The sequence below is a fragment of the Bacillus sp. FSL R5-0512 genome (assembly GCF_038593295.1).
Lineage (GTDB): Bacteria > Bacillota > Bacilli > Bacillales > Bacillaceae > Bacillus > Bacillus safensis.
This window is the reverse complement of the sequence record NZ_CP151982.1, coordinates 2,139,031-2,160,097: the sequence shown is the minus strand read 5'-3', so window position 1 is coordinate 2,160,097 and position 21,067 is coordinate 2,139,031. Positions and strand designations below refer to the sequence as shown.

20 protein-coding genes are annotated in these 21,067 nt (G+C 41.9%); 15 read left to right on the top strand and 5 right to left on the bottom strand.

All coding sequences use genetic code 11. From position 1 onward, the window contains the following. The first annotated feature begins 12 nt into the window (after positions 1-12). Complete coding sequence (locus NSQ25_RS11005) at positions 13-1,134, top strand: tripeptidase T (RefSeq protein ID WP_041117918.1); 1,122 nt, start codon at positions 13-15, stop codon at positions 1,132-1,134. Positions 1,135-1,148: 14 nt separating this feature from the next. Next, positions 1,149-1,613: a chemotaxis protein CheW gene (locus NSQ25_RS11000; RefSeq protein WP_024422912.1), complete on the top strand. Its 465-nt coding sequence runs from the start codon at positions 1,149-1,151 to the stop codon at positions 1,611-1,613. Positions 1,614-1,649: 36 nt separating this feature from the next. Here the strand turns inward: NSQ25_RS11000 and NSQ25_RS10995 are convergent, their stop codons facing one another. After that, positions 1,650-2,429, bottom strand: coding sequence for a membrane protein insertase YidC (locus tag NSQ25_RS10995; RefSeq protein WP_046312291.1), 780 nt, complete (start codon positions 2,427-2,429; stop codon positions 1,650-1,652). 66 nt (positions 2,430-2,495) lie between these two features. Beyond that, complete coding sequence (locus NSQ25_RS10990) at positions 2,496-2,777, bottom strand: hypothetical protein (protein ID WP_024422910.1); 282 nt, start codon at positions 2,775-2,777, stop codon at positions 2,496-2,498. A gap of 180 nt (positions 2,778-2,957) precedes the next feature. Here NSQ25_RS10990 and NSQ25_RS10985 point away from each other — a divergent pair, with 180 nt between their 5' ends. The 10 genes from NSQ25_RS10985 (at position 2,958) to NSQ25_RS10940 (ending at position 13,224) form a co-directional block, all read left to right on the top strand. After that, positions 2,958-3,950 carry a carbon-nitrogen hydrolase family protein gene (locus NSQ25_RS10985; RefSeq protein WP_284381691.1) on the top strand — a complete coding sequence of 331 codons (993 nt, stop codon included), beginning with the start codon at positions 2,958-2,960 and terminating at the stop codon, positions 3,948-3,950. Positions 3,951-4,247: 297 nt separating this feature from the next. Then, complete coding sequence (locus NSQ25_RS10980; protein ID WP_046312288.1) at positions 4,248-5,492, top strand: DNA polymerase IV; 1,245 nt, start codon at positions 4,248-4,250, stop codon at positions 5,490-5,492. Between the two features lie 98 nt (positions 5,493-5,590). Next, on the top strand, positions 5,591-7,000 hold the full coding sequence (gene gndA, locus NSQ25_RS10975; protein ID WP_034280291.1) for an NADP-dependent phosphogluconate dehydrogenase: 1,410 nt from the start codon (positions 5,591-5,593) through the stop codon (positions 6,998-7,000). A 116-nt stretch (positions 7,001-7,116) separates the two neighbouring features. Then, positions 7,117-7,965: a GRP family sugar transporter gene (locus NSQ25_RS10970; protein WP_034280777.1), complete on the top strand. Its 849-nt coding sequence runs from the start codon at positions 7,117-7,119 to the stop codon at positions 7,963-7,965. A 12-nt stretch (positions 7,966-7,977) separates the two neighbouring features. Then, a complete protein-coding gene (locus tag NSQ25_RS10965) occupies positions 7,978-8,763 on the top strand; it encodes an SDR family oxidoreductase (RefSeq protein ID WP_120208178.1) in 786 nt (261 codons plus the stop codon). A gap of 140 nt (positions 8,764-8,903) precedes the next feature. Further along, positions 8,904-9,215 (top strand): PTS sugar transporter subunit IIB, encoded by a 312-nt coding sequence (locus tag NSQ25_RS10960; RefSeq protein WP_024422905.1) that lies wholly within the window; start codon positions 8,904-8,906, stop codon positions 9,213-9,215. A 2-nt stretch (positions 9,216-9,217) separates the two neighbouring features. Then, positions 9,218-9,550, top strand: a complete 333-nt coding sequence (locus NSQ25_RS10955; RefSeq protein ID WP_034280297.1) for a PTS lactose/cellobiose transporter subunit IIA — start codon at positions 9,218-9,220, stop codon at positions 9,548-9,550. Between the two features lie 25 nt (positions 9,551-9,575). Beyond that, entirely contained in the window at positions 9,576-10,922 is a 1,347-nt protein-coding gene (gene celB, locus NSQ25_RS10950; protein ID WP_034280299.1) for a PTS cellobiose transporter subunit IIC, read from the top strand. Continuing rightward, a complete protein-coding gene (locus NSQ25_RS10945; RefSeq protein ID WP_046311709.1) occupies positions 10,906-12,312 on the top strand; it encodes a glycoside hydrolase family 1 protein in 1,407 nt (468 codons plus the stop codon). Before celB ends, NSQ25_RS10945 begins: the two co-directional genes overlap by 17 nt. 189 nt (positions 12,313-12,501) lie before the next feature. Then, entirely contained in the window at positions 12,502-13,224 is a 723-nt protein-coding gene (locus NSQ25_RS10940; RefSeq protein ID WP_041117910.1) for a GntR family transcriptional regulator, read from the top strand. 47 nt (positions 13,225-13,271) lie between these two features. On the opposite strand, the gene zwf is transcribed toward NSQ25_RS10940, so the two are convergent. Continuing rightward, positions 13,272-14,747 carry a glucose-6-phosphate dehydrogenase gene (gene zwf / locus NSQ25_RS10935; RefSeq protein ID WP_034280304.1) on the bottom strand — a complete coding sequence of 492 codons (1,476 nt, stop codon included), beginning with the start codon at positions 14,745-14,747 and terminating at the stop codon, positions 13,272-13,274. Positions 14,748-14,968: 221 nt separating this feature from the next. On the opposite strand from zwf, the gene rnz reads away from it, so the two are divergent. Beyond that, the gene (gene rnz, locus NSQ25_RS10930; protein WP_034280306.1) at positions 14,969-15,898 is read left to right on the top strand and encodes a ribonuclease Z; all 930 of its coding nucleotides are present in this window, start codon (positions 14,969-14,971) and stop codon (positions 15,896-15,898) included. 139 nt (positions 15,899-16,037) lie between these two features. After that, on the top strand, positions 16,038-17,345 hold the full coding sequence (locus NSQ25_RS10925) for an aminotransferase class I/II-fold pyridoxal phosphate-dependent enzyme (protein WP_034280307.1): 1,308 nt from the start codon (positions 16,038-16,040) through the stop codon (positions 17,343-17,345). 46 nt (positions 17,346-17,391) lie between these two features. Here the strand turns inward: NSQ25_RS10925 and NSQ25_RS10920 are convergent, their stop codons facing one another. After that, complete coding sequence (locus tag NSQ25_RS10920) at positions 17,392-18,156, bottom strand: alpha/beta hydrolase (RefSeq protein ID WP_046311700.1); 765 nt, start codon at positions 18,154-18,156, stop codon at positions 17,392-17,394. Between the two features lie 121 nt (positions 18,157-18,277). Beyond that, positions 18,278-19,294: an NADPH dehydrogenase NamA gene (gene namA, locus NSQ25_RS10915; protein ID WP_081124558.1), complete on the bottom strand. Its 1,017-nt coding sequence runs from the start codon at positions 19,292-19,294 to the stop codon at positions 18,278-18,280. A gap of 140 nt (positions 19,295-19,434) precedes the next feature. Here namA and NSQ25_RS10910 point away from each other — a divergent pair, with 140 nt between their 5' ends. Next, positions 19,435-21,051, top strand: coding sequence for a M20/M25/M40 family metallo-hydrolase (locus tag NSQ25_RS10910; protein ID WP_070326521.1), 1,617 nt, complete (start codon positions 19,435-19,437; stop codon positions 21,049-21,051). Positions 21,052-21,067 lie beyond the last annotated feature (16 nt).

Here is a 21,067-nt window from a genome sequence, read left to right as displayed (position 1 = left end):
AGGAGCATCATTATGATCAATGAAAAACGCTTACTAGACGAATTTTTAGAATTAGTTCAGATTGATTCAGAAACAAAACACGAAGAGAAAATTGTTGAAGTCCTAAAAGAAAAATTCTCGCAGCTTGGTCTAAAAGTGGTTGAAGACGATTCAAAAGCGGTAACAGGCCACGGCGCAGGCAACCTTGTCTGCACATTAGAAGGAAATCAAGAGGCAGATACGATTTATTTCACTTCTCATATGGATACAGTTGTACCGGGGAATGGCGTAAAACCAGTCATTGAGGACGGCTATGTGAAAACAGATGGAACAACCATTCTTGGCGCTGACGATAAAACAGGACTTGCTGCTATGTTTGAGGCGATCCGCGTGCTGAAAGAGAAAAATTTACCGCATGGAACAATTGAATTTGTGATCACAGCAGGTGAAGAATCAGGACTTGTTGGAGCAAAAGCGTTAGATCCGAATTTGATGACAGCGAAATACGGCTATGCCCTTGATTCAGATGGCAAGGTTGGTACGATTATCGTAGCTGCACCAACACAGGCAAAAGTACGCGCAACGATTTACGGAAAAACTGCTCACGCAGGTGTCGCGCCGGAAAAAGGTGTGTCTGCGATTACCATTGCATCAAAAGCAATTGCCAGCATGCCGCTTGGCCGGATTGATGAAGAAACAACGGCGAATATCGGCCGTTTTGAAGGCGGAACACAAACGAATATTGTGTGCGATCAAGTCGATATTTTGGCGGAAGCACGCTCTTTAGAACCAGCAAAAATGGAAGCTCAAGTAGCGAAGATGAAAGAAGCCTTTGAAAAAACCGCTAAAGAAATGGGCGGAAGTGCCGATGTACAAATTGACATCATGTATCCAGGCTTCAAATTCTCACACGGCGATCAAGTCGTAGAAGTGGCGAAAAAAGCGGCAGCAAAAATTGGCCGTCCTTCAGAACTGCAGACGAGCGGCGGAGGCAGTGATGCAAACGTCATTGCAGGCAACGGCGTCCCAACTGTCAACCTAGCTGTTGGATATGAAGATATTCATACGAAAAATGAGAAAATGCCGATTGAAGAATTAGTCAAAACAGCTGAAATGGTTCTCGCCATTATCGAAGAAACGACAAATCCATCGTAAAGGCAGGAGACTCTGTGAGCACGCAAAAGATTATTATTTTTCAGGTGGGACAAGAGGAGTTTGGCATCAGTGTAGAGCATATTCGTTCGATTGAAAAGGTCCCTTACTTACAAGAAGTATCGAATCTTCCAAAAGAAATTAAAGGCCTGATGTCATTAAGAGGAGAGGTCATTCCTGTCAGTGATACAGGCGTGATGCTTCACGGAAAGCCTCTTGATGTGAACGAGCAGTCAAAGGTACTTTTATTTGAAGTTAACGATCAAATGATTGGCTGTCTTGTCTCAGATGCAAAAGATATCATCGATATCGAGCAGAGCGAGATCAAGCCATTTCATATGAACACGAAGGCCTCTGAATATTTCTTCGGCGTTGTGGAGAGAGAAAACAAAATGATTTTACAAGTGGACCCAAATAAGTTCCTTGGGAAAATTGAGGACCTCGATCAATTGCCAGACCGGTTGAAAGAAGAGTTGGCATAATGAAAACCCCCTTATCTTTAGATAAGGGGGTTATTTTTATTCAGCAGCTGGTTTGGCTTGTTCGTTAGCCGCAGCTTTCGTTTTTGATTTTTGGTACATGACATTTAAAATAATCGTTTGTATCGTGAGTAGTAGTCCGCTTGTCATCCAGTATAAAGGAAGAGCAGCGGGTGCATTAATTGAAAGAAACAGCATCATGATTGGGAAAATCATGCCCATTACTTTCGCTTGCTTCAGCGCAGCCTCTGTCTGGGTGCCTGATTGCTTCGCATATTTTTGCGTGACATAAAATTGCAAGAAATACATAGCCCCTGCAAAGACTGCCACCAATAAATCGGTTTGTCCTAAGTTAAACCATAAGAACGTATGAGTTGCGATCTCAGGTGTTGAGCGGATTGCTGAGTAAAAGCCAAGAACAATTGGAATTTGAATCAGCATAGGCAGACAGCCCATTGCCAGCGGGTTCACATTGTTCTCTTTATATACTTTCATCATTTCCATTTGCAGTTCTTTTTGTTTTTCAGGATCTTTCGTTTTCTTCAATTTGCTTTGTATTTGGTCAATCTGAGGTTTCACCAGTGCCATTTTTTCCTGCATGACTCTTTGCTTCTTAAATTGATTCGCAAAAAGCGGGAAAATCAGCAGGCGGACAATCAAGGTGACGAACATAATGGATAAACCATAATCATCATGGAAAAAGTTCGCAAGCCAAATGATCAGCTCAGAAAAAGGCTGAACAAAATAATGATGGAAAAACCCATCAGAGCTCGTATTCGTTTGCGCACTCGCTGCAAATGCAGGTGACGCAATCATCATCAAACATAAAGTCGTAAAAACAGTCAATAAACGTTTCAATTCGTTTCCTCCTCATGATTAAAAAATTTAATTAGTGAGAGGAAGCGAATGGTCTTCATCATCATTAGATGATCTTTTCATTCGAATGACTTTACTAATCCAAGTTGTAATGCGATCATATATGATAAACAGAAAGTCTGTTCGATTCAAGCAAGATGCGTCCAACTCTTCCAAACGATGTCCACCAAGGTGTTCGTTCATACGGCAGTCTTTTAGTAAAAACGCAATGCCGATGGCCGTCAGCGCTGGAAGAATAATCGTAAAGAATTCAACAAGGAAAAAGACTTCATTGAATGTATCAATAATCATGATTATCACATCCATTTCATTACTCACAGTGTACTATACACATGGTTAAATGTCTAACAGAACCACGTGTTTTCTCTATTAAATAAAATTCCTTATTTTGTATAAAATAGTAAATGTCATCCAAACTTCATATTTCCTATCCTATAATGAGGGGGATAAAAAGAAATGGAGGTTTTGAATATGACAAGTATTTACCCAAAGTTTCGAGCAGCTGCGGTACAAGCAGCACCTGTCTACTTAAATTTGGAAGCAACCGTTGAGAAATCATGTGAACTGATCGACGAGGCAGCTTCAAATGGTGCAAAGCTTGTGGCATTCCCAGAAGCATTTTTACCTGGTTATCCTTGGTTTGCTTTTATTGGTCATCCAGAATACACGAGAAAGTTCTATCATGAATTATATAAAAATGCAGTTGAAATCCCTAGCTTAGCCATTCAAAAGATCAGTGAGGCAGCAAAAAGAAATGAAACGTACGTTTGTATATCATGCAGTGAAAAAGATGGCGGATCTCTCTATTTAGCTCAGCTTTGGTTTAATCCGAATGGGGATTTGATTGGAAAACATCGGAAAATGAGAGCTTCTGTTGCAGAAAGACTCATTTGGGGGGACGGAAGTGGAAGTATGATGCCGGTGTTTCAAACTGACATTGGAAACCTTGGCGGATTAATGTGCTGGGAGCATCAAGTTCCACTTGATCTTATGGCGATGAATGCCCAAAATGAGCAGGTACATGTAGCCTCTTGGCCAGGTTATTTTGACGATGAAATTTCAAGCAGATATTATGCCATCGCGACACAGACATTTGTGCTGATGACTTCATCTATATATACGGAAGAAATGAAAGAGATGATTTGCTTAACGCAGGAGCAAAGAGATTACTTTGAAACATTTAAGAGCGGGCATACGTGCATTTACGGGCCGGATGGGGAACCGATTAGTGATATGGTTCCAGCTGAAACAGAGGGAATTGCTTACGCTGAAATTGATGTAGAAAGAGTCATTGATTACAAGTATTATATTGATCCGGCTGGACACTACTCCAATCAAAGTTTGAGTATGAATTTTAATCAACAGTCCACACAGGTTGTGAAACATTTATATCATCAAAAAAATGAAGTATTCACATATGAGGACATTCAATATCAACATGGTATACTTGAAGAAAAAGTGTAAATGAACGTGAAACCCAGCGCGCAGACAAACCCTCGCATTTGGTGTCAGTCCTGCGCTCCGATGCTCGTCCTTCCTAGGGCTGCCAAGGTTTTTGATCACGCTGAAAAGAAGACAAAGGGCTAAAATCAAGATCATTTTAGCCCTTTGTCAACAATCTGGACCTTCTCTTTTTTAGAGAAGGTTTTTTTGAGGAAAGATGAAATAAATCAATGTATAATTGAGCATAAAAGGGATCCATCATGTTTGATATATGAGGAAACAGCTGATCAAAATACAGGTAGACAAGAAAATGGGGTTATGCCAATGTCAAATATTATTTTTCATATAGACATGAATGCTTTTTATGCCAATGTAGAAATGGCGTATGATCCTTCTTTGCGGGGGAAACCTTTAGCCATCAGCGGAAATGCAAAAGAGCGTAAAGGGATTGTTGTGACGTGCAGCTACGAGGCAAGAGCACTAGGTGTGAAGCCCCCGATGCCCTTATGGGAGGCGAAGCGGCTATGTCCGGGACTCATTGTCCGCACACCGAACTTTGACCGATACCGCAGCTCCTCACAAGAGATGTTTACAATACTTAGAGAATACAGTGATTTAGTCGAACCTGTATCGATTGATGAGGGCTATATTGATTTAACGCATACACCATATGCCGAGCATGCGGTAAAAACGGCTCATGATATTCAAACAAGGCTTGTAGAGGAGCTGATGCTACCTTCAAGTATCGGCATTGCACCGAATAAATTTTTAGCGAAAATGGCGTCTAATTGGAAAAAGCCAATGGGCATCACCATATTGCGTAAACGAGATGTTCCGAATATGCTCTGGCCGCTCCCTGCTGGTGATATGCACGGGGTTGGACAAAAAACGGCAGATAAATTAAAAAAAATCGGAATTCATACTATTGAAGACTTAGCGAAAGCGAATGAGTATACGCTAAAAGAATTGCTTGGCATTAATGGACCGAGATTAAAGCAAAAGGCGAATGGTGAACATGACGGCATCGTGGACCCAGAAAGAATATACGAATTTAAATCCGTCGGCAATTCATCCACTCTGCCTCATGATTCGGATGATTCAGATGAACTTGTCACGTTAATTGATAAGCTGTCACAATCTGTGAGTGCAAGGTTAAGGAGAAAAGAAGTGATGGCGAACCGGCTGCTCATCATGATTCGGTATGCAAGCTGGAAAAATATCACGCGAAGTGTCATGCTCACGAATCCAACGGATCGAAAGGAAGATATATTTGAAGCGGCAAAGCAGTTATTCCTTAAACATTGGAATGACCAGCCAGTGAGGCTCTTAGGTGTGACGGGGACAGACCTTGTCGAACGAAAAGCAGCTGTTAAACAGCTTGATTTATTTTCATATACAGAAGATGCAAAAGAAGAGCCCCTCCAAACCATTTTAGATGGACTGAAAGAAAAATATGGAAAGTCATTGGTGCAAAGAGGGGTCACCATTAAGGAAAAAGAGAGCAAAACAAGCGGGACAAGTTTTAATAAAGATTTTTTTCAGGACGAAAGAGGAAATGACTAGCCTGAAAACTTGATAAAAGAGGTGATGTTGTGGTAATTTCAAAGGGTACATCATTTCAGCAGTAATCAATATAGTGTGTTAGAAGGGACGTCAGAATTATGTCAAAACAACAAATCGGTGTGGTTGGACTAGCCGTTATGGGGAAAAACCTTGCCCTCAATATTGAAAGCCGCGGTTTCTCCGTATCCGTTTATAACAGATCTAGCAGCAAAACAGAAGAGTTTCTTCAAGAAGCAGAAGGAAAAAACGTTGTTGGCACATACAGCATCGAAGAATTTGTTCAGTCGCTTGAAACACCGCGTAAAATTCTTTTAATGGTAAAAGCTGGTGCAGCAACAGATGCAACCATTCAATCATTACTTCCTCACCTAGAGAAAGGTGACATTTTAATTGATGGTGGAAATACATATTACAAGGATACACAAAGACGTAACCAAGAGCTTGCAGAGAGTGGTATTCACTTCATTGGTACAGGTGTTTCCGGCGGTGAAGAAGGCGCGCTAAAAGGCCCTTCCATCATGCCAGGCGGTCAAAAAGAAGCGCATGAGCTAGTGAAACCAATCTTAGAAGCGATCTCTGCGAAAGTAGATGGCGAGCCTTGTACAACGTATATCGGCCCAGATGGAGCAGGACATTATGTCAAAATGGTTCATAACGGTATCGAGTACGGAGATATGCAATTGATCTCTGAATCATACTTTATCTTGAAGCATGTTGCTGGTTTGTCAGCAGCGGAGCTTCATGAAGTATTCTCAGAGTGGAATAAAGGCGAGCTTGACAGCTATTTAATCGAAATTACAGCTGACATTTTCACAAAAGTGGATGAAGAAACAAACCAGCCGCTTGTGGATGTGATCTTAGATAAAGCTGGTCAAAAAGGAACTGGAAAATGGACAAGCAAAAGCTCACTTGATCTAGGTGTCCCGCTTCCAATCATTACTGAGTCTGTTTTTGCGCGCTACATTTCTGCAATGAAAGATGAGCGTGTGGAAGCAAGTCAATTGATCGAAGGTCCTGAGCCAGCGCAATCAGCTGAGAATAAACAAGAGCTGATCGAAGCGGTTAGAAAAGCCCTATTCATGAGTAAAATCTGCTCTTACGCACAAGGCTTTGCGCAAATGAAAGCAGCGTCTGATGAATATAACTGGGATTTAAAATACGGTGAAATTGCGATGATCTTCCGCGGCGGATGTATCATTCGTGCAGCCTTCTTACAACAAATTAAAGAAGCATATGACCGTAATCCTGAACTGAAAAACCTATTGCTTGATCCATACTTTAAGGATATTGCTCAAAACTATCAATCATCACTTCGTAAAGTCATTTCACTTGCAGTGGAACAAGGAGTTCCTGTTCCTTCATTCTCAAGTGCACTTGCTTACTTTGATAGCTATCGCACAGCTGTCCTTCCAGCGAATTTAATTCAAGCACAGCGTGACTATTTCGGTGCACATACGTATGAGCGCACAGATAAAGAAGGCGTATTCCATACTGAATGGATGAAATAAATAGAGAACGACTGAAAAACCTTACCTTTGGTAAGGTTTTTTTGTTTGTATCTTTTCGGCTAAAAATGTGAAAAAGAGGGATGCTATGTAAAAAAGACAAGAAAGTAGGGATAGAAGTGGGCATTTTATATGCACTTCTCCCAGCGATATTTTGGGGAAGTATTGTTCTCATCAGTGTCAAACTAGGCGGGAATGCGTATCAGCAAACCCTCGGCATTACGCTCGGCGCATTTTTATTTTCGATTGCAGCGTTTTTCATCAAAATGCCAGAGCTGACACCGCTTATTTTTGCGGTTTCCGTCATTTCAGGCATCTTCTGGAGTATTGGACAAATGAATCAGCTTTCAAGTGTTGCTTTTCTCGGTGTATCTAAAGCGGTTCCTTTATCAACGGGCATGCAGCTTGTGAGCACAACGCTATTTGGTGTCATGGTCTTCAAAGAATGGCAGACGATGACGGTCATACTCATTGGTTCTTGCGCCATTTTACTGATCATTGCAGGTGTTGTGATGACATCGCTCGGTCAAAAAAAGAATGGCGGCGGGGATGGCAGAGGCAATTTTAAAAAAGGGATTATTATTCTGCTCATCTCAACCGTTGGCTACGTCGGATATGTCGTCATTTTAAGATGGTTTGATATTGATGGCTGGTCTGCACTTGTCCCGCAATCCGTCGGCATGCTGCTTTCATCCTTAGCGATTAGTTTAAAGCAGGATCCATTTAGTAAATATACGTTTAGAAATATCATTGCCGGTCTTGTTTGGTCAACAGGAAATCTTGGTCTGCTTTTGGCCATTCCATTAATCGGCGTAGCCGTAAGCTTTTCGATGTCACAAACAGGGATTGTTATCTCAACACTAGGCGGCATTTACTTATTAAAAGAGAAAGCATCTAGAACAAGCTTTGTCATTGCAGGCTGCTTGATGATTATTGCAGGCGGTGTGCTGCTAGGCTTTACAAAATAGGAGGTTACACGAATGTATCCAGATTTAGAAGGAAAAACAGTTCTGATTACAGGTGCAGGTACAGGGATTGGTCAAGCGATGGCCCGCCGATTTGGACAAGAAAAAGCCAATGTGGTGATCAATTACTTCTCCGATAAAGAAAATCCGGATGAAACCATTGCAGATATTCAAAAACATGGCGGACAGGCTGTGAAAATCAAGGGAGACGTATCAAAGGAAGAGGATATGCAGGCGATGATTGATAAAGCCATTGATACATTTGGCAGTCTTGATGTGATGATCAATAACGCAGGCATTGAAAATGAAGTACCTTCTACCGAAATGACGCTGGATAATTGGAACAAAGTGATGTCTACCAATTTAACAGGCATGTTTCTAGGATGCCGTGATGCACTGAAGTATATGACAGATCATGGGATAGAAGGCTCGATCATTAATATGTCGTCGGTTCATCAGCAAATCCCTTGGCCTCATTTCGTGCATTATGCAGCCAGTAAAGGAGGCGCAAAGCTTTTGACAGAAACATTGGCGCTTGAATATGCCCCTAAAAAAATCCGTGTAAACAGCATTGCACCTGGCGCTATTGATACCCCGATTAATGCGGAGAAATTCGATGATCCAGCATTGAAAAAAGGCGTGATTGAGCTGATTCCAATCGGCTATATTGGAAAGCCAGAAGAAGTGGCAGCATGCGCTGTCTGGCTGGCATCAAAAGAGGCGAGCTATGTCACAGGCCTGACGTTATATGTAGACGGCGGCATGACAAAGTATCCTGGGTTCCAGGCAGGAAAAGGATAAGACAATGAAGACAAAGAGCGTAAAATACGCTCTTTTTTATATTAAATACAGACAAATGAAATTAAATGTCTAGACATTTAAAAATAAAAATATATAATATTAATTGGAAGCGCTTTTATTACAACAATGGGGTGAGAGAAATGAAACGTATTTTATTAGCATGCAGTTCGGGAATGTCTACGAGTTTACTAGTGACAAAGATGAAAGCACATGCCGATTCAATCGGGGACGAAGCAGAAATTTGGGCAGTTGGTCAAGATCAAGCAAAAAAAGAAATGGCGAATGCAGATGTTGTGTTAATCGGACCGCAAATGAGCTTTTTAAAAGGAGACCTTCAAAAAGAAGCAACAAAATACGGGATTGAGGTAGAGGTCATTGATATGCAGGCATACGGGCTTGCCGATGGACAAAAAGCGTATGAACAGGCACTTACATTGATGGGAGAATCTTAAGGATGGAAAAGAAAACACTCGAAGGGCTCACGGAGGAACAAGTGAGCTTTCAATTGATCTTACACAGCGGGAATGCACGCAGCAAATTGCTTCAGGCTCTAAAACAATATCGAGAAGGTCTAGAAGAAGAAGCTTTTGATCTTATGAAAGAAGCGGAAGAAGATTTACGGCTTGCACATGACATCCATTTTCAACTCGTGCAGAAAGAGGCAGGCGGAGAAAGGGCATCCTTTTCCTTACTGCTCATGCACGCTGAAGATCACTTAATGTCGACCATTACCATCAAGGAGCTTGTGGGAGAGCTCCTGCCGATATTCCAATCGCTTAAACAATAAAGGGTGTAAACAAGGGGGGAAACCAATGTTTGATAAAATAAGTGCCATTTTGGTTCCGATTGCTGGGAGATTGAACAACAACCGCTATTTAGGCGTTTTACGTGATGCCTTTATGCTTGCGTTCCCGCTCACCATCTTTGGTTCCATTATGGTTGTGCTGATGAATTTGCCATTTTTAGATAAAATCATGAGTAAAACCGTACTGGAAGGCGTCCAGTCTGCACTGAATATCGCACCGAGTGCGACCATCAGCATTATGAGTGTGTTTGTTGTATTTGGGATCGGCTACTATTTATCAAAAAGCTATGATGTAGAAGCTGTCTTTGGCGGCGTGATTGCTTTAGCCTCTTTCTTGCTTCTAACTCCGTTTTTACTAGAACAAGAAGGCGGTGCAACGATTGCAGGCGTTATCCCAGTTGATCGTTTAGGTGCAAAGGGAATGTTCCTAGGAATGATCACAGGCTTTTTGTCTGCTGAAATTTATCGTTATTTTGTCCAGAAGAAATTTGTGATCAATATGCCGCAAGGGGTTCCGCCAGCTGTTTCCAAGTCTTTTGCTGCACTGATCCCGGCTACTTTGACACTTACAACCTTTTTGTTTATTAATATCATCATTACACAAGGCTTCAAAACAAATATGCATGATTTGATTTATCATGCCATTCAGGCGCCGCTTGTCGGTCTTGGAAGCGGTATCATTCCGACGTTGATCGCTGTTTTCTTTATACAAATTCTTTGGTTCTTTGGGCTCCATGGCCAAATTATTATTAACTCTGTCATGGATCCGATTTGGAATACATTGTCCATACAAAACCTAGAAAGCTATACAAAAACAGGTGAGGTTCCTAATATCATCAGCAAGCAGTTTATTGAAATTTATACGGTTGGAATGGGTGGAACCGGTATGACGCTTGCTGTTGTGTTTACGATTTTAATTTTCCTGAAAAGTAAGCAATTAAAACAAGTAGCCAAGCTGGGCTTAGGACCAGGATTATTTAACGTCAATGAACCGATTATCTTCGGTTTACCGATTGTCATGAATCCGCTTATTCTCATTCCGTGGATTTTGGCGCCAATGGTCATTACATGTATTACTTATTTTGCGATGGCATCAGGCATTGTACCGCCGCCGACAGGCGTGAATATCCCATGGACAGTACCGATCTTTATTAGCGGAATGATGGCAACAAATTCATTAGCGGGCGGTCTGCTTCAGCTGTTTAACCTAATGATTGTGTTTGTCATTTGGTTCCCGTTCCTGAAGTTTATTGACCGTATGAATGTGAAAAATGAAAAAATAACGACAACAGAAAAAACGAAGGCAGCAAATATCAAAGGCGAAGGAGACTCAATACATGTCGATGGAAACTAACAAGCAATCATATACATTCCCAGAAGGTTTCTGGTGGGGATCTTCTGCTTCTGCGACGCAAACAGAAGGGAGCGTCCCCGGCGATGGAAAGGGACCGAACATTTGGGATCATTGGTTTGAACAAGAGCCGACTCGTTTTTTTGATGGCGTAGGGCCGAACGTGACATCCCAATTTTATCGAAAATATAAAGAGGATATCCGTCTCATGAAAGAAATTGGCCACAATTCATTTCGGCTGTCGATTTCATGGTCACGCCTCTTACCTGAAGGAACAGGTGCCGTCAATGAAGAAGCGGTGTCTTTTTACAATGATGTGATCAATGAACTGATTGCACATGATATCGAGCCATTTGTGAACCTATACCATTTCGATATGCCAATGGCGCTTCAGGAGAAGGGCGGCTGGGTGAACAGACAGGTGGTCGACGACTATGTCAGCTATGCGGCATTATGCTTCCAATTATTTGGTGACCGGGTGAAAAAATGGTTTACCCATAACGAACCGATTGTGCCTGTAGAAGGCGGATATATGTATAGCTTTCATTATCCAAACGAAGTCGATTTCCAAAAGGCTGTACAGGTCGGTTTTCATGAACTTTTATCAAATGCGAAGGCGATTGCGGCTTATAAAAAGCTGCAGCAAGGCGGTAAGATTGGCATCATCCTAAACCTGACTCCTTCGTACCCGCGAAGCCAGCATCCGCGCGATGTAGAAGCAGCAGAGATGGCCGATGCTTTCTTTAACCGTTCCTTCTTAGATCCTGCGGTGAAAGGGCATTTCCCGGAAAAGCTAGTAGAAGTCTTAAAGAAAGAAGGCTTTATGCCAAGTATGGAAGAAGGGGACCTTGAGCTCATTCGAGAGAATACGATTGATCTTCTTGGCATCAACTATTATCAGCCAAGAAGAGTGAAAGCGAAAGAGCATATGCCGCACCCTCAAGCACCATTTATGCCGAACCATTATTTTGATTCTTTTGAGATGCCGGGAAGAAAAATGAATGTGTATCGAGGCTGGGAAATCTATGAAAAGGGCATTTATGACATATTGAAAAAAGTCCAAACAGACTATGATAATATTGAATGTTTTATTTCTGAAAATGGCATGGGTGTCGAAGGAGAAGAGCGGTTTAAGGATGAAGAAGGAATGATTCATGACGATTACCGCATTGACTTTATTTCTGAGCATCTCAAATGGGTTCATCGAGCCATTCAAGAAGGAAGTAATGTGAAAGGCTATCATCTATGGACCTTTATGGACAACTGGTCCTGGTCGAATGCATATAAAAATCGTTATGGATTTGTCTCAGTCGATCTTCAAAAAGACGGGAAACGAACGATTAAGAAAAGCGGATACTGGTTTCAATCCGTTTCAAAGAATAACGGCTTTTAATCAAAATACTTGCTCTTTCCTTGAAAAGAGCAGGTATTTTTCTTATGTGACGGGAAGTGGATGAAACAAAAATGGCTGGCACCTTTTAAGCTCACATCCCTTAGTGTAAAATGAGAGGAAGGCTAAAAAACGCCATATTTCCTTCTAGAATAAAGCGCTATGAAAAAACAAGTCAGTTGGTGGTGTGAGATGAAGAAGTATGAACTCATTTCAGAAGAAATCAGAAAACGAATAGGAACAGCATATTATCCAGAAGATCAACCCATTCCAGATGAAAACTCGCTTGCCGCCGAATTTCAATGCAGCAGAATGACAATGAAACGTGCGCTCGATCTTCTCGTTGCAGAAGGTCTGCTCTTTAGAAAAAGAGGCCACGGTACATTTATTGTAAAGGCAGCGCTCAATCAAGGGGCAATCAATGTATCAGGCCATGAAAATAAAGGGTTCACAAAAGTCATGGCAGATAAAAACGTCACGACTCAAATCATTCATTTTGATGTCCATTTTCCAAGCGAAGAGGTGGCAGCCCATCTATCTATTGACTCAACCACACCTATTTATGATATCATCCGGCTCCGTCTTGTGGATGAAGAGCCTTATGTATTAGAAAAAACGTTTATGCCTGTTAATCTCATTAAGGGCATAGATGAAGAAGTTCTACTGGGTTCTATCTATGGCTACATTTCAAATCAGCTTCATCTAAAAATAGCAGGAGCGCACAAGAAAATTAGAGCGGCTAAATCAGATCAGCTGGATCAGCAGTATTTAGGGTGTGACCCCACAGATCCTGTGCTTGAAGTCGAGCAGGTTGCTTATTTAAACGCAGGGCAGCCGTTTGAATATTCATTTAGCCATCATCGCTATGATAAATTTGACTTTTCAACGGTTGAAATAACAAAAACAGGACGTTAAAAAAAGAGCAGAACCCCCAAGGGAGACTGCTCTTTTTTCATATGATTTTATATATTCCACCAATGGTATCCATCTTTTTCTAGAAGCTCATCAGCTTCTTTCGGTCCCATAGAACCAGCAGGATAGTTTGGTTTTAATGTTTTGCTTTCTGCCCATTTCTCAGAAATCGGATCAACAAAGTTCCAAGAAAGTGCCACTTCATCCCAGTGAGCAAAGTTTGTCGCATCGCCTAGCAAGCAGTCATGAATCAGCTTTTCATATGCTTCTGGTGTATTCATGATGTCGTTATAGTTTGTTTGGTAGTCAAGCTTAATCGGTTTCGCATATGTGCCGCCATCCAGCTTGCGAGCATTTAAGTGAAGGGTGATGCCTTCATCTGGCTGAATATGAATGACGAGTAAGTTTGGATGCATGGCATTTCCGTTTCCATAGTACAGGTTCATTGGAATGTCTTTAAATTGAACCACGATTTGAGTAGATTTCTTTTCTAACCGTTTTCCTGTTCGAATGTAAAATGGCACCCCGGCCCATCTAAAGTTATCAATCAGCAGTTTCCCTGCCACAAATGTTTCTGTGTTTGAGTTCGGGTCAACATTTTGCTCTTCCAGATAAGAAGGAACGACATTGCCATTCATCGTACCAGTATCATACTGACCGCGGACAAAGAATTGATCGACCTCATCTTTAGAGAAAGGACGAAGAGCGCGCAGTGCTTTCCGTTTTTCGCTGCGGATTTCCTCTGTATTCAGTTTAATTGGCGGCTCCATTGCTAAAAGGGCAACCATTTGAAGCATATGGTTTTGGACCATATCTCTTAGTGCACCAGAATTTTCGTAATATCGAGCCCGGTCTTCAACCCCTAAGGATTCACTGGATGTAATTTGAATGTTTGAAATATAGCGGTTTGTCCAAAGTGGTTCAAAAATGGCATTTGCAAAGCGGATGACTTCAATGTTTTGAACCATTTGTTTACCAAGGTAGTGGTCAATACGATAAATTTGATCTTCTGTGAATGCATCACGAATTTCTTCATTTAATGTTTTGGCACTTGGCAGATCGTGCCCAAATGGCTTTTCAATGACAAGTCGTGACCAGCCGGTTGTTTCTGATACGCCCTCACTCTTTAGGAACTTCGCAATCGTTCCGAAAAATTCCGGTGCCATAGCTAAATAGAACATGCGGTTATTTGGAATACTGTACGTATCTTCAAGGCCCGTTAAAAGCGTGTTTAGCGATTGATAGGAAGCAGGGCTTGATACGTCAAAATCGTGATAATAGAAATGTGAAATGAATTCCTCTGTTTTCGCTTCTGCATCATCAGAAGAAACAGATTCCTTTACCACAGCTCTGAGGTCCTCATGAGACCACGGGCGGCGTCCAACTCCGACAACAGCGAATTGATCACCTAGCTTTCCGCTATGGTAAAGTCTATGTATAGAAGGGTAGAGCTTGCGTTTGGCAAGGTCTCCTGTTGCGCCAAAAATGACAATGACTGCTTTAGGGTTGTTAGTTTCTGTATTCACGAGAAGTACCTCACTTTATTCGTAGCATTGTTGTAAAAACCGAGAATGTATGTACATTTTCTTTATTTTAAAGCTTCATTGTTCGTAAAGCAAACATTTGATTCGACTTTTTCTGCTCTCGTTTCACTTTTTTCAATAATTCCATTGAATTCACATTTACCTTGTCTTCATGTATTCTATATGAATGAAGATATTGTATACCGGCTTTAGGAGGAAAAGTAATGGAACTGCTCTTTTTAGGAACAGGTGCAGGCATACCTGCAAAAACAAGAAACGTCACTTGCACAGCGCTAAAGCTTTTAGAAGAAAGAAATGCAGTGTGGCTTTTTGATTGCGGAGAAGCAACGCAGCATCAAATCTTACATACAACGATTAAACCGAGAAAGATCGAGAAAATATTTATCACACATATGCACGGTGATCATGTATATGGCCTTCCGGGACTCCTTGGCAGCAGATCCTTTCAAGGCGGGGAGGATGAATTGACGATCTATGGACCAAAGGGCATCAAGGCCTTTGTGAATGCAGCACTTTCAGCTACACAAACGCATTTGACTTATCCGCTGCATATCATAGAAATAGATGAAGGGATCGTCTTTGAAGATGATACCTTTCAAGTAGAAGCAAGAAGAGTCTCTCACGGGATTCCAGCTTACGGCTATCGGGTTGTGGAAAAAGATATGCCTGGTTCATTAAAAGCCGAAGACCTAAAAGAAATCGGTGTAAAACCTGGACCTTTGTATCAGAAGTTGAAAAATGGGGAAACCGTGACACTCGAAGATGGAAGAACCATTGATGGAACCGATTATTTGGAACCCCCTAAAAAAGGGAGAATCGTTGCATTTTCAGGAGATACCCGTTTGTGCGAGAATATAACAAGGCTTGCCAAAAATGCGGATGTGTTAGTCCATGAAGCAACATTCGGTAAAGAAGATGCAGATTTAGCCTACAATTATTATCACAGTACAACAGAACAAGCAGCGAAAACAGCACAGGAAGCAGGCGCAAAAAGGCTCATTTTGACCCATATAAGTGCACGTTACCAAGGAGAAGAGGCACTGAAACAACTGTTGAAAGAAGCGCGCGATATATTCCCGCTGACAGAAGCTGCACATGATTTCTCTTCTTTCCCCATTGAACGCACCCTGTAAAAATTGGATGAATCGTCAAAAAAAGTTGTGTGATTTTTTTGATATTTATGATGACGCTCTTTTTCAGGTAGTGGTAAAATGGTGAAGAAAAAACAAATGACGAATTAAACTATGAAGAATACGGGAGGCACAATCAAAGATGAGCGGTTTTACAGCATTAAGTGAAGCAGAATTGAATGACCTATATGTGGCACTACAAAATGAGTATGAAACTTACAAAAGTAAGAACTTGCACTTAGACATGTCTAGAGGGAAGCCTTCACCAAAACAGCTCGATTTGTCTATGGGCATGCTCGATGTTGTGACATCAAAGGATGCAATGACAGCTGAAGATGGCACAGATGTGCGAAACTATGGCGGCTTGACAGGCCTTCCTGAAACGAAGACATTTTTTGCAGAAGTACTCAATTTAAAGCCAGAACAAATCATCATCGGCGGTAATTCTAGCCTGAATATGATGCATGATACCATTGCACGTGCGATGACTCACGGCGTATGTGACAGCAAAACACCTTGGGGAGAGCTGCCAAAGGTAAAATTCCTTGCACCAAGCCCAGGGTATGACCGTCATTTTGCCATTTGTGAGCTATTTAACATAGAGATGATCACGGTCGATATGAAGGCTGATGGACCTGATATGGATCAGGTAGAAAAATTGGTCGCAGAAGATGAAGCGATTAAAGGCATTTGGTGTGTACCGAAATATAGCAATCCAGACGGCATTACGTATTCAGATGAAGTCGTTGACCGCCTAGCTTCAATGAAAACAAAAGCAGACGACTTCCGCATTTTTTGGGATGATGCATATGCAGTCCACCATCTAACGGATACACCTGATACGTTAAAAGATATTTTTCAAGCAATTGAAGAGGCAGGATACCCGAACCGTGTGTTTATGTTTGCGTCTACGTCTAAAATTACATTCCCAGGCTCAGGTGTTGCACTGATGGCGTCTAGCCCTGACAATGTGAGCTTCACTCAAAAGCAATTATCGATTCAAACGATCGGACCAGACAAAATCAATCAACTAAGACATCTTCGTTTCTTCCAAAATCCAGAAGGTTTGAAGGAACATATGAAAAAGCATGCGGCGATCATTAAGCCAAAATTTGACCTCGTTCTTTCCATTCTTGACGAAAAACTTGGCGGGAAAGACATCGCTGAATGGCACAAGCCAAATGGCGGATATTTCATTAGTTTAAATACACTTGATCATTGTGCAAAAGCTGTTGTGCAAAAAGCAAAAGAAGCAGGTGTCACAATGACAGGTGCAGGTGCAACATATCCATATGGAAAAGATCCGCTTGATCGCAACATTCGCATTGCACCAACATTCCCGGCTCTTGAAGAACTAGAGCAAGCGATTGACATCTTTACATTATGTGTTCAGCTTGTCAGCATTGAAAAGCTGCTTTCTGAAAAAAGTCAATCTGCTCCAACGGCATAAATAGAAGAAACTCCTTGACTCATAACGGGTCAAGGAGTTTTTTATTTTAATTAGCTGTTTGATAATAGGAGACAGGTTGTTTGGCTGCGCACCATACATCATAGATAGCAAGCTGTACAATATGCGGTTCATCATGATGAATATAGTGCGAGCTGTTTTGCGCCTGAATCCATCCGCTTTGGGATGACAAAGACAGCATGCGTTTATGAAGTCTGAGCCAAGCTTCATGAGCTGGGTGAAACAATCGGCTCTTACCTGATGAAATGACAAGAAGCGGCATCATTCCAAAATGAGTTTGCTCCTCTTTCATTGTGCTTAACATTTGCTGAAAGTCCTCATGCGTACATTCTGCTGTAAACTGCGCCATATATGAAGTGCGTTCTTCCTTTGATAAAAGCGGCAGGATCATCTGCTCTTGCTCCTCGCTTGCTGGGTCTAACAGCACCATGCCAATGACATCATCTCCTCTGCGGCTTGCCCATAACCGGCTGACAAGAGAGCCAAATGAGTGAGCGACAATAAGAAATGGCGGCTGAATATTGGCTTCTTTCAGCAGCGCATCTAAATCATCAGCGAGGTCATGCAAGGTTCTTCCTTCACCACTCTCACTGCTCTTTCCATTTCCTAAACGGTCGTATAAGAAAACCCCAAGCTCTGGGTCAATATCACGTGCCATATTCGACCACGTATCACTAGAAATGCCGTAGCCTGCTTCAAAGATAATCGTGGCTTGCCTTTTGCCTTGACGATGTTTTGTATAAAAGTGGTGTCCATCTATATGATACATTTTTTCAATCATTACCGAATTCATTCTTCCATCTCCTCTAAGCAGTTCTTTAGCTAAAAGACGGCACAAAAGGCAGATATGTTTCTCTTAAAAACAAAAAAGATGCCTATTTCGAAAAATAGACACCTTTTTTCCTAAAGAGCTTTTACCAAGCGCGATCATATTGACGCGGGCTTTCGATGGATGTACGGAGCTCTTGAGCAGCTGTTTTTGGGAAGTATGGATCCCGTAAAAACTCTCTGCCAATAAAGATCAAATCCGCACGCTGATTTTGTAAAATCTCCTCTGCCTGTACACCAGATGTGATGAGACCGACAGCAGCTGTTTGAATGCCGGCACCTTCTTTTATTTTCTCTGCGAATGTGACTTGGTAGCCGGGGAATGTATTGATTTTCGCCTGTACGACAGCACCTGAGCTGACATCGATTAAGTCGACACCTTGCTCTTTGAGCCAAGTGGCAATCCCAATATAATCTGCAATATCAAGTCCTTTTGTCGTGTAATCAGAAGCCGACACACGGACAAATAAAGGTCCGTCCCATACGGTATTGACTGCATCTACGACTTCTCTTAAGAAACGATAACGGTTCTCTGGTGAACCGCCATAGTCGTCTGTTCGGTGGTTCGCCAGCGGTGAAAGAAATTCATTGATCAAATAGCCATGTGCACCATGAATTTCAATGATGTCAAAACCCGCTTTTTTTGCCCGTACAGCTGCATCCTGAAACGCCTGAACGGTATCTTTGATTTGGTCAACAGACATCTCGACAGGGGTTTTAGATGTTTCATCAAATGGGATGCTTGATGGTGCAAGAATGTCTCCATCAAGTTCAGCCTTACGTCCTGCATGGGCTAGCTGGATGGCTGTCTTCGTTCCGTATGCTTTGATTTGTTCGTTTAATGAAGCGAAACCTTCAATGTGCTCATCGCTCCAAATACCGAGGTCTTGATCACTAATTCTTCCCTCGGGAGATACAGCGCTGGCTTCCACCATGATGAGGCCAGCCTGACCTTGTGCACGGGAAATATAATGTGTGAAGTGGAAAGGCTGTAATTTCCCATCACGGTCATAGGATGAATACATACACATCGGGGACATCACGATGCGGTTTTTCAGTGTAACACCTTTTAATGTCCAAGGTGAAAAGAGTTTTGTTTCCAAATACCTTCGCCTCCTCATGGAATTGTATAGCCGATTATAACAGCCATTCAAACTTTCGTCATAAAAGGTGCTCAAAGAATATAGCTTTTATACACGTTTTTGTATAATGGAGAGATAGAGACATCAAAGGGGGAGAACGGATGAAATGGCAAAAAGAGAGTGAACTAAAGGAGCTCCTGACAGCTCTTATGCAGTATGAAAGCATATCAGGTACAACAGGAGAAGTCGCGTTAGCGGAATATTTATATTATTTGCTGAGGGAGCGGCCTTATTTTGAGCAGAACCCTGATCATTTGGCTTTGCATCCGATGAAAGATGGCCGGTATTATTTAACGGCACTTGTGAAGCGAAGTACGCTGCAGCGTACCGTGCTGCTTCTTAGTCACTTTGATGTAGTCGATACAGAAGATTACGGCGAATTTCAAAACATGGCATGCAAGCCTGAAGAGTTAATGACTTCCTTTTCGCAAAAAAGTGAGCTTCTTCCAAAGAGGGCAAGAGAGGACCTTGCTTCAGGCGACTGGCTGTTTGGAAGAGGGGCCATGGATATGAAAGCAGGTCTCACCGTACAGCTTTCTATGCTGGAAAGAGCGATGACAGAAACATTTGATGGAAATGTCCTGCTCGTCACAGTTCCTGATGAGGAAGTAAATTCACAAGGAATGCTTGAGGCTGTGCCGAAATTAAAAGAGCTTAAAGAAAAACATGATCTTGACTATACCGCGTGTTTAAACAGTGAGCCGATGTTTGAAAAGTATCCAGGGGATGAACATCATTATATGTATACAGGCAGTATAGGAAAGGTATTAGCCGGATTTTTCTGTAAAGGGATCGAAACGCATGTAGGAGAGCCTTTCTCAGGCTTAAATGCGAATTTTATGGTATCTGAACTAAACCGGCTGTTAGAGCTCAATAGTGACTATTGTGAGGAAGTAGATGGTGAAGTAACGCCGCCTCCAACGAACTTAATGCAAAAGGACTTGAAAGAAGCCTATTCCGTTCAAACACCTCACACAGCCGTATCTTTATTTAATGTGCTCATGATGAAACGTTCAAGTGAAGAACTGCACGGACTTCTCTATGAAACTGCGAAACAAGCAGCAGACCAAATCGAGGCAAATCTTCGGCAGAAAACAGCTGACTTTCAGCGCTTTAAACACTTTACACCAATAGACACTCAGGTGACGGTTCTCACATATCACGAGCTGTATCAAAAAGCCGCAGATCGCTCTGGTGAACAGGAAGTCGAGCGCATTGTCAACTATGCATTCGCCAACCGAGGTGAACTTGGAGATCGTGATTTTTCAACGAAAATTGTCTCGGAGCTGACGACACTATGTAAGGAAGAAGGACCGCTGATTGTTCTATTTTATAGTCCGCCATTTTACCCTTCGGTGTCCTCAACAGAAGATACGCATATTCAGAAGACATTCAAGAAGATTCAAAAAGAGGCAAAAGAGGTATATGGACTTGAAGTAGAGGAAGTGAAATATTTCCCGGGATTGTCTGATTTAAGTTACTTACAGCTCGAAAAGCAGGAAGTAGGTCATTATACAACCAATATGCCGCTTTACCAAAAAGGCTATTCTTTACCGCAAGGAGAAAAGGAAGCCCTTTACGTTCCAGTCATCAACGTAGGTCCACTAGGAAAGGACCCGCACAAATGGACAGAGCGGCTACACGTCCCGTTCTCTTTTGGCATTTTGCCAGAATTATTAGAATCAACGATTCATGCTTTATTAGAGAAAAGTAAGTAGATGTAATGAAGAGCCC